Genomic DNA, 15115 nt, shown 5'->3' with positions numbered 1-15115 from the left:
TCGAGCGAAATGGCTCAGACTTTGGATACCGATGAAGCACCCTGAAAGGTTTCGCCATGGACAAATGAACTTGCCTTGACGCATCACTCCTCATGTGAGCTTTGAGAGGAGTTCTTCGGTCGTTTGATGAGGAACGAGACGCAGGTCAAACTTAGCTTCGGCCCGCGTGGGAAGGACGGACATGGCACCGGGCCCTGTATACCCAGCGACGAGGCCCTGAAGGTTAATCGTTGGCTGCGATGCGAGACGTTCGAGACTGGCGCGATAGTTTTCATCGTTAATCCAGTGCTTGATTCCGCGGCTGGTCATTGCGTCCTCCTCGCTCGTAATGCGGGCGGTTTGGGCGATGAGATCACGCTGCCGATCGGTCAGTGGCTTAACATTTTCGAACCAGCCGTCGATTGCGGGCGTGTGCCCATCGGGCTCGACAAGGGTCGCAAGCGCCTTGATCAAATGCCAAGCTGGATTGTCGACGCGAGCTGCCTCCATTGCGTGTATGTTGATCGTAGGCCCACGTCCCCAGCGCTCGCCGCTTGCGATGAGTTGAAATTCTACTGTGCCTTTTGCACCGAGTAGAAGTGCGATACTGCCGTTGCTCGTCTGGGAAAGATCGGGAACAACGACTCCTATGCATTTCCGCAGCGCGGTGAGCACCTCCGGTTCCTCCGTCACCTGGCGAAAATTCGGCGATCCGATCTCCTCCTCTCCCTCGGCGATGAGGGCGATATTAACGGGCAACTTGCGTCCCGACGCCTGAACGGCGCGAATGGCCGAGAGGAAAGCGGCTTGCGGCCCTTTTTGGTTTTGTGCGCCGCGGCCTACCAAAACCTTGCCGACTTTTGGCTTGGCGACGATACGGCCCTCGAGAGGGGGGGAAAACCATTCGGAAGCGTCGAACGGCATCACATCGTACATGAAGTAGATACCGAGCCATTTAGAAGCACCAGTGTCGAGGGTACCGAAAACGCCCGGAAGTCCCTTGGTCGGCACAACCTTTACGCGCTGAAATCCTGTTTCTTTGAGAAGGGTCGCCATATATTCGGCTCCCTCCGTCGCGTTCAAGCGTTCCTGAGCTACTGTCGGAAGGGCAATCCACTGCCTTAGCATCTCGACTGAGGCATCGTGCCGAGCTGCAACGATCTTACCGAATACAGCCCGAACGTCTGTCGGGGCGAGCGGCGTCCCATCGGCTGTAAGTTCGCTTTCGTTATGCATCGGGCCGGAATGCCCCATGGCTAAGTTTTTGCCCTTCATCGTCACACCTCATTGGCTGGCTCAAAATTGCGGGCGGCAGTTTTACGTTAAGACAATTCTCGACTGAAAATCGCTCAATTCTACTTTGCGAATGCAAGTCGCGTTGCAAATACGTCGCGTGCTTGATTGGAAACGCTCAGCGCATTCACCGTACGTCGGTGGTTTGTGCAGTTCGCGCTACACCGCAAGAGCTTCTCTTTCAAAGTTGAGAGTGCCTAGAGAACGGGCAACGGACGATACTTAGGGGGACCTCACATATCGGCAGCTTGATATGCAAGAGGGCGGCGCGAGGTCTGCGCCATAAAACGGGTATAGCTGTGCGGATCTCGCAAATGCATTGATTTTGAAACGTTGCTTAGTATTTCGTCATGAGCTTTTTAAGCGATTAGTGCGCGCAAATTGGACGCATCGGAAAATGTTGCGGCTACTCCTCGCCAATCCCTGGTGCGGCCTCCACAATGTTAGCCCAATAGGCAATTCCGAATGGGATTGCCGCATCGTCGAAGTCGTATGCGGCATTGTGCAAAGCGGCCGACGGGCCATTGCCGATGAAAATGAGCGCTCCCGGGCAGGCTTGTAGCATGTAAGCGAAGTCCTCGGCACCATGACCGGCCTCAACTTCTCATCTACCGCAGCCACACCGGTGAGTCCTGCCGCACGAACGGCGAGAGCAGTGGCGGCGATATCATTCACGGTGGCTGGAACCGATCGGCGGTAGCGATAGGAAATGTCACCGCCGAAAGCTTGCGCGATTTTTCGCGCGGTCGCAGCTGGGTCTCAGCGAAATTACGCAGGGCAGGGGCCAACGCGCGGACTGTTCCTGCCAGCTCGACTTCGTCGACAAGCACAATGTAAGCATTCGAGGCGCGGAGCTTCGTGACGGAAATTACACTCGGCTGGATCGGTGCTGCCCGACACCATGCCTGCAGCCCAGTAAGGTCTCGTGCACAGCAAAGTCGAGTTCGGGGTTCCGATGAAGATGCGCGCCAGGCCGTGACCTCGTCGGCCCGGTGAATGCTGACTCCCTTGAGCGACTTCTCGCGGCCATCTTGGCCGTGGTTGGCACCATGTGCAGAATTCCCTATGCGTTTGGAATAGCTTGGGCGAAATGTGCATTCGGGTGAAACGAAACGGTCGCTTTTCCGCGGCGATTGCAATAGCGGCACCTTTTGAATGGCGTAGCGTTTCATTGAGCGTCCGATCTTGCAACGGGCGTTTCGGATCGCTTTGCGTAATGGTGGTTTCGCCTCTAGGGTATTAACATGATGGATGACCTTGACCGGCGGATACTTGGCGCCCTGCAAAAAAACAACAGGCTGTCGTTCGCCGACCTCGCGGACCTCGTGGGATCCTCTGCTGCCTCATGCATGCGCCGCGTGAACAAGTTACGCGGCGACGGCGTTATCACCGCTGATATCTCCCTGGTTGACCCCAAAGCGCTTGGGAAGTCGCTGACCGTAGTCGTAACGGTGGAGCTTGATCGCGAGCGTTTAGATCTAGTCGATGAGTTCAAGCGAGCGATGAGGGCGGCGAAAGAAGTCACTCAATGCTACATGGTGACAGGTGATGCTGACTTCGTTCTTATTGTAGCAGTGGAGGACGTCGAGGCCTTTGACGTTTTTGTAAAGACCAAACTCTACACAAATCCCAACGTCCGCAAGTTCAAGAGCATGATTGCGCTGGACCGCGTGAAGTTCGAGCCTCGGGTTCTGTTGTAGCCGTTGTGCGGCTGAACGTTTCCGCCACTCCCATCCCGTTTTTGAAGCGTGCATTGCGGCCCGGTCGCCACTTTGATCGCAATCACAGCATCGAAGTCTGCGATTTAATTGGATCGCCGGGTGACCGGATGCCGGCCACGAAGGGCTTATGGCCCTGCACAGCCGGCAATCGATCGCGCTTAGGACATCTGGCACGCGGGGCGTGCTGGCGGTCCGAGGTGCGCCAACATTGGAACTGCTGAGACGGAGCCGCCGGGCGGTTTTCGCGGTGGCAAATCGTGACCGGGTGTGCGGAGCGCCTGGATTGCAAGATTTGGAGGACCAAAGAATGACACTTGCTGCAGCCGAACCTGAAACGGCTCTCCCAGCCATAGAGCAGCGGCACCGGGATCAACGTCAGTATCCTCATGGCGTAGCCTTCATGGACGGTCAGTACCTGCCGATGTCTGAAGCTAAACTGTCCGTTCTTGACTGGGGCTTTCTGCATTCCGACGCCACCTACGACACCGTTCATGTTTGGGATGGGAGGTTCTTCAGGCTGGACCTGCACCTGGACCGGTTCTTCCGCGGAATGGAAAAGCTCCGCATGAAGCTTCCCTACGACCGCAGTGAGATCGAAAAGATCCTATCGACCTGTGTGGCGCTGTCCGGGCACAAGTCGGCCTATGTTGAAATGATCTGCACGCGAGGCGGCTCGCCCACCTTTAGCCGCGACCCGCGCCAGTCGGAGAACAGGTTCATCGCATTCGCGGTGCCTTTCGGATCGGTTGCCAACAAGGAGCAGCTGGAGCGCGGCCTGCATGTCGCGATCAGCAACACCGTCCGGATCCCGCCAAAGTCGATCGATCCGACCATCAAGAACTATCACTGGCTCGATTTGGTGAAGGGCCTGTTCGATGCGTACGACTACGGTGCCGAAACTGCATTGATCGTCGACATCAACGACAACATTGCCGAGGGGCCTGGCTTCAATGTTTTCACCGTCAAAGACGGCCGCTTGAAGACACCGGCTTATGGCGTCCTTGCGGGCATTACCAGGCAGACCGTATTTGATCTGTGCGACGAACTGGGCCTATCCGTCAGCGCCGGCGACATTGATCGCAACGAGCTGAAGGGCGCCGATGAGGTTTTCATTACGTCTACAGCGGGCGGGATTATGCCGGTGTCCAAGATTGACGAGACCGTCATATGGGGCGGCAGGGTTGGCGCTCTGACTCGCCAGCTGACAGACCTGTATTGGGAGAAGCATGCTGATCCGGCATGGTCGACGGGGGTAAATTACGCATAGTACCGCGACATATTGTCGAGCGTTCCTCCCCGTGCGGCTGGGGGTTGTGCCGCTTTGAGTTTGCAGATGACTGACGCTTTCAATTCTCATCTCTTGAACAAACTCGCGGGGCTGAAATCGGCCGGCCTCTACAAATCCGAACGGGTGATCGCCTCCACCCAGTCTGCTGAGATCAAGGTCGGCGGCCAGAAGGTGCTGAATTTCTGCGCCAACAACTATCTCGGCCTCGCCGACAGCGCCGAGTTGCGCCAGGCGGCCAAGCAGGCGCTTGACCGCTATGGCTACGGAATGGCCTCGGTGCGCTTCATCTGCGGCACGCAGGAGGAGCACAAGCAGCTCGAGGCGACGATTTCATCCTTCCTCGGCTTGGAGGACACCATCCTCTACGGCTCCTGTTTCGACGCCAATGGCGGCCTGTTCGAGACGCTGCTCGGCGAGGAAGACGCGATCATCTCCGATGCGCTGAACCACGCCTCGATCATTGATGGCGTCCGGCTGTCCAAGGCAAAGCGTTTTCGTTACGCCAATAACGACATGGCCGAATTGGAGTCGCGCCTGAAGGAAGCGAAGGATTGCCGCTTCCGGCTGATCGCCACCGATGGCGTGTTCTCGATGGACGGCATCATCGCCAATCTGAAGGGCGTCTGTGATCTTGCCGAGAAATACGATGCCATGGTCATGGTCGACGACAGCCATGCGGTCGGCTTCGTCGGCGCAAACGGCCGCGGCTCGGCCGAACATTGCGGCGTCGAGGGCAGGGTGGACATCATCACCGGCACGCTCGGCAAGGCGCTCGGCGGCGCATCCGGCGGCTACACATCGGGCAAGAGGCAGGTGGTCGACTGGCTGCGCCAGCGCTCGCGGCCCTATCTCTTCTCCAACACGCTGATGCCGGCGATCGCCGGCGCCTCGATAAAAGTGTTCGACATGATCCGCCACGGCGATGCGCTACGCGAACGCCTCTATGCCAATGCCGCGCGGTTCAGGTCTCAAATGGGCAAGCTCGGCTTCACGCTCGCTGGCGCCGACCATCCGATTATCCCGGTGATGCTGGGCGACGCCGCATTGGCGCAGGAGATGGCGGCGCGCATGCTGAAGCGCGGCATCTATGTCATCGGCTTCTCCTTCCCGGTGGTGCCGAAAGGCCAGGCGCGCATCCGCACGCAGATGTCGGCGGCGCACTCCTCTGGGGACATTAACCGTGCGGTTGAGGCGTTTGCGGAGGTTGCAAGGGAACTTTCGATCATATGACTGACGGTCGCTAACTACACGCCGCCGAACAGAGCTTCGGGCGAAAGCCGAGAACACCAGCTATCTGGACTAGCTGCTTCGGCGCCCGTAGGGTGAGCAGCTGGGGCTTTCCTTCAGTGACCACTACTGTTTCCTCATGCAGGACGATTTTCCCGGGTTCGTACTCTAACGTAGGCTCAATGCAGAGCACCATGCCGGGCTGCAACACTGTATTGTCCTCCAGTCGCCGCGAGAAGGTGTGGGAAGCGCAAGAGATTGGTCTTCAAGCGGCGACACCAAGGGTTACCGCCGGATTTGTGTTTGAACAGATGGCAAAGGGGCTCTCTTCCCGTGGGGCGGATCTCACATCACCGGCGAAACCACCTACACTGTCGTGAGCGACGCCAGGACAGTGCGCCACCCACACACCGGCACACGCTATCGGTCAGGCAGACAAACGTCTTCGTCGTACCCGACGATCCGAACTCGGCACGCGGAACCGTGACGTGGGAAAATTGCTACAGCCGAGGCGATTGGGATGTCAGAGTTAGGGTTTCGGCGACGGTTCGCGCTATACGCGCCTTTACACCGCGGAGGCTGCAGCCGCCGAGCGCCGATAACATTGCAATCACGCTGAAATTCGCAGCGTGCGTTTCAGCGACCGAGAAAAATTGGTGCATCCATTCCCCACCGGAACGTTAAAGTCGTAACTATCAAGCGTTGGATTGACTCCACCGCTGAATCGCTCTTGCATTTGGCCCTTTTCGCCCCTGCCTATGTTTTTATTGAGAGGAGACTTACATGACTTTAATCAAATGCGGCCTAGTGCAACTGAGCCTTAAAGCGCCGACCGACGCGAAGATCTCCACGATTCGGGATCGCCTGCTCGATGACCATGAGGCGTTTGTGGAACGCGCTGGAGCGCAGGGCGTTCAGGTCATTTGCTTTCAAGAATTATTCAATCAGTTTTACTTCGGCTGTGGACATGATGAAAAGTGGTTTTCCGCTGCTGAGAAAGTACCGGACGGTGTGACCATCACGCGCTGCCGAGATTGGGCGAAGCGGTATGGGATGGTAATCGTCGCTCCTATGTATGAGGAAGAGGCGCCAGGCGTCTACTATAACACTGCGGTGTTCATCGATGCGGATGGCTCTTATCTTGGCAAATACCGTAAGATGCACATCCCTGATGGTGGGTGGTGTCGGGAGAAAATGTATTTCAAACCCGGTAACCTCGGTTTCCCAGTCTTTCAAACGGCGTTCGGTCGGATTGGGGCGGTTATTTGCAATGATCGGCATTTCCCCGAGGGTTACCGAGCGCTTGCTCTCGCAGGCGCCGAGATTGTTTTCACGCCCACTTCGACGGGGCCTGCGGCTCGCCTCCCTTGGGAATCAGAAATTAGAACCGCAGCATTTGCCAACGGAATGTTCGTCGGCGCCCCAAACCGTGTTGGTGATGAGGGCACTGAAATGGGCAAGTATTTTGGGGCGTCGCTTTTTGCTGGACCCAAAGGTGACATTGTTGCGCAGGGAGGGGACGGTGACGAACTAGTCGTTGCGGAACTGGACACCGCATTGATGCGAGAAATGAGACAGGGTTGGGGATTCTTCCGCGACCGGCGGCCTGAAGCTTATTCACCGCTTTGCCAAACCGATATTATGTAGGCTCTTCGAGTATGCCGGAACAACGTGTCAAACGAAGACCTTGGGCTTGTGCCTGCAAAAGGTCTTTAATGACGCGCGCCCCAGTTGTCGCCTTTTGAACGATTGTGTGCGGAGTTTTCCCTGGTTCCTCCCAAGCGCAACTTGGCTGCCGGCGAGCAAGTTCGGCGGCAGCCACTTTTCCCGCGAGCTCTCCATTTCACCGGTCTCCCAAGGCGTTCGCCAGCCACAGGTACTTTCTAAGCGGAGCCGCTTCGCAGATTCTTCTGCAACCCGGCGGATAGAGTCGTAAGCGCTTAGCTGATCCCCTCCGTTTCAACCCTGCCCAGTCTGGCCTTGTCATGCGAAGAATCCCTCCGATTTGGACGGAGGTGTGTGCATGGAAAGAGACGGCAAAATGGGCGTCCAATTGGACGTCTCAAGCGCTGGCTATGCGGGTCGGCTGGAAGTGATCGAAGGTCCGACGGGTCGGCGGCGGCGCACAGACGCGGAGAAGGCGCGGATTGTGGCGGAGAGCCTGATGCCCGGTGTCCAGTTGGCGGAGGTGGCGCGCAAATACGGGGCGACGCGCTGGCAGATCTACGATTGGCGCAAGCGGCTGCGGAATGGATCTCTGGCACTACCCGAAAGCATGGCCGCAGCACCCGGCTTTGCGGCGCTGCTGGTCGAAGAGCCGCCTCCCCAGCCGCGGCACGCGCATACCGGGATCGAGATCCTGATGGACAACGTCGTGATCCGCGTCGGGCAGGATGCCGACGAGCGGCATCTGTCGTGGGTGATCCGGGCGGTGCGGGCCGCGACATGATCACGCCTGGCGCGCAGCTGAAGGTCTACGTCGCGACGCGGCCGGTCGACTTTCGCCGGGGACATGACGGCCTGGCTGCAGCGGTGCAGGAGATGACTGGACTCGACCCATTCTGCGGCGCGGCCTTTGTGTTCAGATCGAAGCGGGCCGACCGGATCAAGATCCTGGTCTGGGACAACTCGGGAATGGTGCTGATCCACAAGCGTCTGGAGGGCAGCAAGTTCGTCTGGCCACAGGTGCGCGACGGCGTGATGCGCCTGTCGTCGGCCCAGTTCGCGGCCCTGTTTGAAGGGCTTGATTGGCGGTTGGTGCGACCGGAGCGGGCCCGCCGTCCGCAGCTTGCCGGATGACTGCGGCAGAGTGACTCGGGGGGCATGTTCCGGTTGTCTGAGCTGACAGATACATGATTGAAATTGCACATGGTTCTGACGATTCTCACGCAGGAAAATGCAGTCCTAAAGGCGCTCCTGGAGGAGACGCAAGCCGCCTTGGCCGAACATCAGGCGGCGCTGGCCCAGTCGGAGGAGGCGCGGCGCCGGCTGGAGAGCATTGTCAGCGACCTGCAGCGCGAGAAGTTCGGCTCGAAATCGGAAAAACTGAGCCCGCAACGGTACAACCTGCCGCTGGAAGACGTGGAGATCGCCCAGGGCGTGCTCGACGCCGCTCAGGAAAAGGCCGAGGCGATCATCAAGGGCCGGTCGGGCGGCCAGACGCGCCAGCGCAACAGTAACCGCGGCCATCTGCCTGCCCATTTGCCACGCGTGGAGCGGGTCATCGAGCCGGAGAGCACGCTGTGCCCGTGCGGCTGCGGTGAAATGGCGAAGATCGGCGAGGACGTCTCCGAGCGGCTCGACGTCGTCCCGGCACAGTTCGGTAAGGCGCTTACATAGAGTCGAGCCATGCAAAGTTAGGTCGCCCATTGCATGCAACTCGTGTCTCGCATATCGCGTGGTGTTCGCCATAATTAGCGTCAGTTCACCATGGCGCCGGGACAACGCGGGTCGAAACGTTGGCGTTACGCCTTCGGCGATGGCGCCCATCCGACATCCCGACATTTTCGGGTGGACTTCTACGGAGAGGGGCGGTCAAAAGCTGGGAAATCCTCCGAAGAAAATCCAGGCCATTCTGCCGACTGGCGGGACGACTGGGGCCAGTACTTAATAATCTTGGTTGAGCTGTGATTCCTGGTCTCCACTGGGGGAGGCCGGTCCCCACAAGACCCTCTACAATCACTTCATGCGCTGGAACCGGCTGGCGTCCGATCGCATTTTCGCAGGCCTTGCCGGAACGTGCCCGGGCGAAGCGGATCATGATCGACGTCATCCATCTGAAGGCGCCCCGCACGGCGGTGAGCCTCGGTTCCTCTCTTGAAAATCGCCATGCTACGGGGTGAGTGTTTTAATGCAGCAGATTCGCGCCTAGTGCATTTCACACCGATCGCCTTTGTGCGGCTCACATTTCAGCAGTCGCCGCATTTTGACGTATATTCTCACTCGCCCGGGATATTCTTCCCAAGATGCCGACAATCAGGCGACAGGCGAATTGCTCGATCGTGGTATCGACAAGACCAAACAAGCGCGGGTTCACCGCTCAACTAACTAAAGGGGAATTAAACCATGATAATCTCTCGACGCGACATCCTCAAGGCGGGTTTGGCTGCCGGAACGGCTTTATCGATCCCTTCAGTGCTGCGGGCGCAGACAGTGTCAGCCGGCGCGCGGACAGTGCACATGGTGAAGTCGAGCGATCTGCGCATCTTCGATCCGATCTGGACGGCAACGAACGTCACCGCCGACCACGGCGCGGCTATTTACGATACGCTGTTCGCGTTCGACTCGAAGTTCATGCCGCAGCCGCAAATGGTCGAGAAATGGGAGGTCTCCGACGACAAGAAAACTTATACGTTCGAGCTGCGGGACGGCCTGCGCTGGCACGACGGTACCCCGGTCACCGCGGCCGACTGCGTCGCATCAATCCGTCGTTGGGGCCAGGTGGCCCCCGGCGGACAGCTGATCATGGCGCGCGCTGGCGATATCTCGAAGAAGGACGACAAGACTTTCGCTATCGCGCTTAAGGAGCCGCTTGGGCTTCTGATCGATCTCTTGGCAGATCTTACGCCGCCGTGCCTGTTCGTCATGCGAGAGAAGGACGCGAATCGGCCTGCAACCGAGCAGGTAACTACGACGATCGGATCGGGGCCGTTTAAGTTCAACGAAGCTCTTGCTAAGCCAGGCGCAAGCTACACCTATGATCGCAATGACAAATATGTACCGCGCAAGGAGCCGTCCGACGGATTGGCCGGCGGGAAGATCGTCAACGTGGATCGCGTCATCTGGGACGTTATCGCCGACCAGCAGACGGCGATGGCAGCTTTGCAAGCAGGTGAGATCGATTACTTCGAGACGCCGCCGGCAGATCTTTACCCCCTAGTTGAAAGCGATCCCAATCTTGAACTTCAGGTTCTGGACAAGGCCGGCTGGGACGCGCTCGTACGCATGAATTTCCTGCAGCCGCCATTCGACAATATTAAGGCGCGTCAAGCGATCCTTCATCTGATCGATCAAGAAGCGTTTATGCGCGTCATGGCCCCTGATCCGAAATATTCCAGTACCCTTACCTCTATCTTTGGAGACACTACGTCCGCTTTCAACGACGAGAATACGGGATGGTTCAAAAGGGGCGGCGACCCGGAAAAGGCTGAGCAGCTCTTCAAGGAAGCCGGATACGCCGGCGAGAAGGTCGTCATTCTAGATCCGACGGACTGGCACGAGGGCGACAGTGCCTCGCAGTTATTAGCGGCGGCGCTGCAGAAGATTGGGGTCAACGCCGAGCTCGCGTCGATGGATTGGGGTGCACTCTCCACGCGCCGAGCAAACAAAGGCCCCGTTGAGAATGGCGGCTGGAACATGTTCATCACGACGGAAATGGATTACTCCCTTGGCGATCCGCTCACAGATCCCCTCCTAACCGCGAATGGCGACCAAGCTTGGTACGGCTGGCCGAAGAACGACGAATATGAGGCGCTGAGGGCCAAATGGGCAAACGTCGCAACAGTCGAAGAGCGCAAAGCGCTTGCACGCAAGCTGCAAGGGATCTGGTGGGACTTCGTCGGCGATGTGAGGTTGGGAAAATACATCTCGCCGATCGCCCGCCGAAAGAGCCTGACGGGTCTCATCGGCGTGCCCGCGATCGTTCCGATGTGGAACATGCGGAAAGCCTGAGCCCAATCGGTGGGTCATTTTTTCCCGCAGATCGCTGTCGACGCTGACATTGGCAGGTGGTTGGGAGCCTCGTTTTTCTGCTACTCACGATGCTGCCGGGCACCCCCCATCAGTGCGTCAAGTCGGCCAAGGCCATGATGGTGCGCATCCGCTGGTTGCCGTTCTAGGTTATGGCCCGCTACGAGGGCCAGTTCTTGGTTTAGAGAGTTAAGTAACTCGCTTTCCATTCATCGAAGAGAGGTCGCCGTGAGCTACCGCATTCTGACCGGTCAGATCTGGCTAGAGACAAACACTTTCAATAAAATACCGACTACGCTGGAACATTTCCGGGCCTCGGGGTTGTTGCTGGGCAACGAGATTCCGTCGGCTCTGCGTGGCACGCACACTACGTTGGGCGCGGCATTCGAGGCGGCAGAGAAATTTGGCTGGACGCTGTCTCATCCACTCGTTGCTAGAGCCACCCCTGGAGGTTCGGTAACGACGGAAACATTTGAACAGCTTTGCACCTGGTTTCTAGGTGGCGCCCAGGGCTGCGATGGCGCTCTCTTCGAGTTGCATGGTGCGATGGTCGCTGAGGGCTACGAAGACGCGGAAGGTGAAATCCTCGCCCGGTTGCGGGACATGCTTGGTCCCAACGCACCAATCGTCGTCACACTGGACCTACACGCCAACGTCACAGCAAAGATGGCGGCGAACGCTTCAGCCCTGATCGCCGTTCGCACGTATCCTCATATAGATTACTATGAACGCACTTGGCAGGGGGCGAGACTGCTTGACCGTGCCCTTCGCGGTGAGATTCGCCCTAGCACCGTCATTGCGACGCGCCCGATGCTGGGGGGTCTTGACGGTGGTCGCACCCAAATAGGCCCGATGCGCGAACTGATTGACCGTGGCGAGGCGCTGGAGGGCGCCGGAGAAGCGCTCGTGGTCAGCGTCTGCGCTGGGTTCGAACTGAGCGACGTTAGCGATGTTGGTCCGAGCGTCACCGTTACGGCTGATGGCGACAGCGCTGAGGCACAGCGCATCGCCGAGGAATTCATGGATTATGCTTGGTCCACACGTGAGTTTGTGTCTTTCCCTTGGGCAGGCGCCAGCGTAGCCGAGGCCGTGGCGATGGCCAAATCCGGCGAGTGTGGTGCTGCAAAGCCGCTAGTGCTCGCTGATACCAACGATAATCCGGGCGGCGGTGCTTATGGTGACGCTACTGACTTATTGCGTGCTATGATCGCGGCGGACCTCCAGAATGCAGCCTTTTATGCGATTTTCGACCCCGTGGCCGTCCAGGCCGGCATTGTCATCGGCGTCGGTAACAAGGGGCGAATCAAACTCGGTGGCAAGCACGACCCCGAAGGGGAGGGGGGTCCGCTCGAAGTCGATGCGCAGATTGTATCGATTACCGACGGAAACTTCCGCTGCCACGGACCTTCCTTTTTGGGTGGTGGCGCCATGCAGAGTTTTGGGCCGAGCCTAATGGTACGTGTGGGCGGCATCGAAGTCGCAGTGATCTCACGGCGGGAACAGGCGGTCGACCTCGCCCAGGTCACTTCTCTCGGCATCGACCCGCTCCACTGCGCGACCATCGCGCTAAAGTCCTCTCATCATTTCCGCGCTGCGTTCGAACCGATTGCCCGCGAGGTGATTATGGTCGACGGGCGCGGGATGTTGGGATCGGAGTTCACATACCGGCATGTCCGCCGCCCGATCTGGCCACTTGACGATATCACTCTCTAAGATATGTCCCAATTCAGCCGGCTACACCCGAGAGGAACCTGGAAAAAACCTCAAGGGCGCTGCCCGGTGCGCAGTTGCGCAGCAGCGGGTTTGAGGAGGCGACCTTGTACCAGGCGATGGACTAGCAAAAGCCTTCACACCCCGAGATCTTCTGGAAGAAGGTTTAGTTTCTGGGCGATCCCCACGCTTGTGGCTGACTACCTCGGCCGATGGCGGCGCGGCTGCCGGTTATATTGTGCTTATGCGTCTTTTCTTAGGAAGCTGTGCATCGCGAATTCGGCGGTCTATGGACTGTCAGTTTGTCCGACCGTTGGCGAACTTAGGCGTTGAGCCCGAAAAAGCGCTGCACACGCTGCCGCACTTCGCGTGACTAGAAGGACAGTCCTGCGGCAATGGCCAAACATTTCAGATAATGCCGCTTTGTGAAGCCTCCATTTCAGCAGTCGAAACAATTTGAAGCGAGCTCTCCACACGTGGGTGATAAGATTTCAGTTATAACGCCATCCAATCAGGCGGCCACAAGAATGGACAATAAGTCCTCAATCCTGGCTTAACGAGGCGCTACGCTGGTTGAACGGACCAAGGCGGCGCTCAAAAAAGGGGAACTAAAAGATGACGATTTCTCGACGCAGCCTCTTTAAGGCGGGTATCGCGGCCAGTGCGGCTTTTTCGCTGCCTTCCGTGGTGCGGGCGCAAACGGCAGCAACGGACGCGCGGACGGTCCGCCTGGTTAAGACCGGTGTACCGAGCGTATTCGACCCCGTTCTTACAACGTCGCAAGACACCACCGACCATGCGGCGGCGATCTACGACACGCTGTTCGCACTCGATTCAAAATTCATTCCGCAGCCGCAGATGGTGGCTAAGTGGGGTGTATCCGATGACAGGAAGACTTACACTTTTGAGCTACGCGCTGGCTTAGGCTGGCACGATGGCAACCCCGTTACGGCAGCGGATTGTGTGGCCTCAATTCGCCGTTGGTCCCAGATCAGGCCAGAGGGCCAGTTTATGATGACGCGGGTCCAGGACATCTCGAAAAAGGACGAGAGGACTTTCGCCATCGTGCTCAAGGAACGGCTGGGTCTTCTCCCAAATTTCCTGGCCCACCCGCTCTACGTCATGCGAGAAAAGGATGCGGAGAAGCACGGGACTGAAGCTGTGACCACCAACATCGGATCGGGACCGTTCAAATTTAATGAATCGGCGGCGAGGCCGGGCGATAGTTTGACTTACGAACGCAATGATAAGTATTTACCGCGTCGAGAGCCGGTTGATGGATTGGCTGGAGCTAAAATCGTTAAGGTCGACCGCGTGATCTTGCAGAATATTCGTGACCCGCAGACTGCTGTGGCTGCGCTTCAGGCAGGTGAAATTGACTATTACGAGGTGCCGCCTGCGGATCTTTTCCCGGCGATTGCGAGCGATCCGAACCTTGAGCTTCAGATTCTGTACAAATACGGTCAAGATTTCTTCCTTCGCATTAATACCTTGCAAAAGCCTTTCGACAATGTGAAGGCGCGCCAGGCATTGCTTCATCTGGTCGACCAACAGGCGTTTTTGCAGGTCCTTTCCTCCGACCCTAAATACACGAATATCGTGACTTCATTTTTTGGCAGCGGTAATCTCGCAACTAATGACGAGAATACCAAATGGTTCAAGAAAGGCGGTGACCCAGAGAAGGCGAAGCAGCTCTTCAAGGAAGCCGGATATGCGGGCGAGAAAGTCGTCATACTTCAACCTACTGACTGGTCCGATGGCAGTAACACTTCGCAAATTCTAGCCGATGCTTTGCGGAAGATTGGGATCAACTCCGAGCTTGCCCCGAGCGATTGGGGTGGCGTTTCCGCACGGCGAGCAAAGAAGGGGCCTATTGAGGATGGGGGATGGAGCATCTTCATCACAAGCGACAGTGACTTCAATCGCGGCCAGCCACTGACTGCAAACCATTTAGCAATGAATGGGGAGAAGGCATGGTACGGCTGGCCTCACAGCGAGGAGTATGAGGCCCTTCGTGCAAAATGGGCCGAGGTTGAGACGGTGGATGAGCGCAATTCGCTAGCGCGCAAAATGCAGGCGATTGCATGGGACTATGTGCCCGAAGTTCTCCTTGGACAATACACGGCGCCAATCGCGCGCCGCAAGACGCTCACCGGCCTCATCGGCATGCCTGATATAGTTCCGCTCTGGAACATTGAAAAAGCCTGAG

General features: G+C 57.8%; 14 protein-coding genes. 10 read left to right on the top strand and 4 right to left on the bottom strand.

The window, feature by feature from the left end:
• Nucleotides 1-90: 90 nt before the first annotated feature.
• From NKH17_RS28290 to NKH17_RS28280, 3 genes are all read right to left on the bottom strand, one after another.
• The gene (locus NKH17_RS28290; RefSeq protein ID WP_352972950.1) at nucleotides 91-1254 is read right to left on the bottom strand and encodes a M20/M25/M40 family metallo-hydrolase; all 1164 of its coding nucleotides are present in this window, start codon (nucleotides 1252-1254) and stop codon (nucleotides 91-93) included.
• 424 nt (nucleotides 1255-1678) lie between these two features.
• Nucleotides 1679-1837: a hypothetical protein gene (locus tag NKH17_RS28285; protein WP_352972948.1), complete on the bottom strand. Its 159-nt coding sequence runs from the start codon at nucleotides 1835-1837 to the stop codon at nucleotides 1679-1681.
• A gap of 106 nt (nucleotides 1838-1943) precedes the next feature.
• Nucleotides 1944-2444, bottom strand: coding sequence for a hypothetical protein (locus NKH17_RS28280; protein WP_352972946.1), 501 nt, complete (start codon nucleotides 2442-2444; stop codon nucleotides 1944-1946).
• A gap of 72 nt (nucleotides 2445-2516) precedes the next feature.
• On the opposite strand from NKH17_RS28280, the gene NKH17_RS28275 reads away from it, so the two are divergent.
• The 3 genes from NKH17_RS28275 to NKH17_RS28265 all read left to right on the top strand — a co-directional run bounded on the left by NKH17_RS28275 (nucleotide 2517) and on the right by NKH17_RS28265 (nucleotide 5511).
• Entirely contained in the window at nucleotides 2517-2972 is a 456-nt protein-coding gene (locus tag NKH17_RS28275; RefSeq protein WP_352972944.1) for an Lrp/AsnC family transcriptional regulator, read from the top strand.
• 328 nt (nucleotides 2973-3300) lie between these two features.
• Nucleotides 3301-4260, top strand: a complete 960-nt coding sequence (locus tag NKH17_RS28270; RefSeq protein WP_352972942.1) for an aminotransferase class IV — start codon at nucleotides 3301-3303, stop codon at nucleotides 4258-4260.
• A 66-nt stretch (nucleotides 4261-4326) separates the two neighbouring features.
• The gene (locus NKH17_RS28265) at nucleotides 4327-5511 is read left to right on the top strand and encodes a glycine C-acetyltransferase (protein ID WP_352972939.1); all 1185 of its coding nucleotides are present in this window, start codon (nucleotides 4327-4329) and stop codon (nucleotides 5509-5511) included.
• A gap of 10 nt (nucleotides 5512-5521) precedes the next feature.
• Here the strand turns inward: NKH17_RS28265 and NKH17_RS28260 are convergent, their stop codons facing one another.
• The gene (locus tag NKH17_RS28260; RefSeq protein ID WP_352972937.1) at nucleotides 5522-5719 is read right to left on the bottom strand and encodes a hypothetical protein; all 198 of its coding nucleotides are present in this window, start codon (nucleotides 5717-5719) and stop codon (nucleotides 5522-5524) included.
• Between the two features lie 572 nt (nucleotides 5720-6291).
• On the opposite strand from NKH17_RS28260, the gene NKH17_RS28255 reads away from it, so the two are divergent.
• The 7 genes from NKH17_RS28255 to NKH17_RS28225 all read left to right on the top strand — a co-directional run bounded on the left by NKH17_RS28255 (nucleotide 6292) and on the right by NKH17_RS28225 (nucleotide 15114).
• Entirely contained in the window at nucleotides 6292-7155 is an 864-nt protein-coding gene (locus tag NKH17_RS28255) for a nitrilase-related carbon-nitrogen hydrolase (protein ID WP_352972935.1), read from the top strand.
• 394 nt (nucleotides 7156-7549) lie between these two features.
• On the top strand, nucleotides 7550-7957 hold the full coding sequence (tnpA, locus tag NKH17_RS28250; protein ID WP_352972932.1) for an IS66-like element accessory protein TnpA: 408 nt from the start codon (nucleotides 7550-7552) through the stop codon (nucleotides 7955-7957).
• Entirely contained in the window at nucleotides 7954-8307 is a 354-nt protein-coding gene (gene tnpB, locus NKH17_RS28245; RefSeq protein ID WP_352972969.1) for an IS66 family insertion sequence element accessory protein TnpB, read from the top strand. The genes tnpA and tnpB overlap by 4 nt, the downstream gene beginning before the upstream one ends.
• A gap of 69 nt (nucleotides 8308-8376) precedes the next feature.
• On the top strand, nucleotides 8377-8847 hold the full coding sequence (locus tag NKH17_RS28240; protein WP_352972930.1) for an IS66 family transposase: 471 nt from the start codon (nucleotides 8377-8379) through the stop codon (nucleotides 8845-8847).
• Nucleotides 8848-9573: 726 nt separating this feature from the next.
• Nucleotides 9574-11178, top strand: a complete 1605-nt coding sequence (locus tag NKH17_RS28235) for an ABC transporter substrate-binding protein (RefSeq protein WP_352972928.1) — start codon at nucleotides 9574-9576, stop codon at nucleotides 11176-11178.
• A gap of 246 nt (nucleotides 11179-11424) precedes the next feature.
• Nucleotides 11425-12909, top strand: coding sequence for a M81 family metallopeptidase (locus tag NKH17_RS28230; RefSeq protein ID WP_352972926.1), 1485 nt, complete (start codon nucleotides 11425-11427; stop codon nucleotides 12907-12909).
• 612 nt (nucleotides 12910-13521) lie between these two features.
• Nucleotides 13522-15114 (top strand): ABC transporter substrate-binding protein, encoded by a 1593-nt coding sequence (locus NKH17_RS28225; protein WP_352972923.1) that lies wholly within the window; start codon nucleotides 13522-13524, stop codon nucleotides 15112-15114.
• The last annotated feature ends 1 nt before the right edge of the window (nucleotide 15115 follow it).

Origin of the sequence: Mesorhizobium sp. M1334 (genome assembly GCF_040317995.1) — a bacterium.
Taxonomy (GTDB): Bacteria; Pseudomonadota; Alphaproteobacteria; order Rhizobiales; family Rhizobiaceae; genus Mesorhizobium.
The sequence above is the reverse complement of the archived record's forward strand: the minus strand, read 5'-3'. Positions and strand labels throughout refer to the sequence as shown.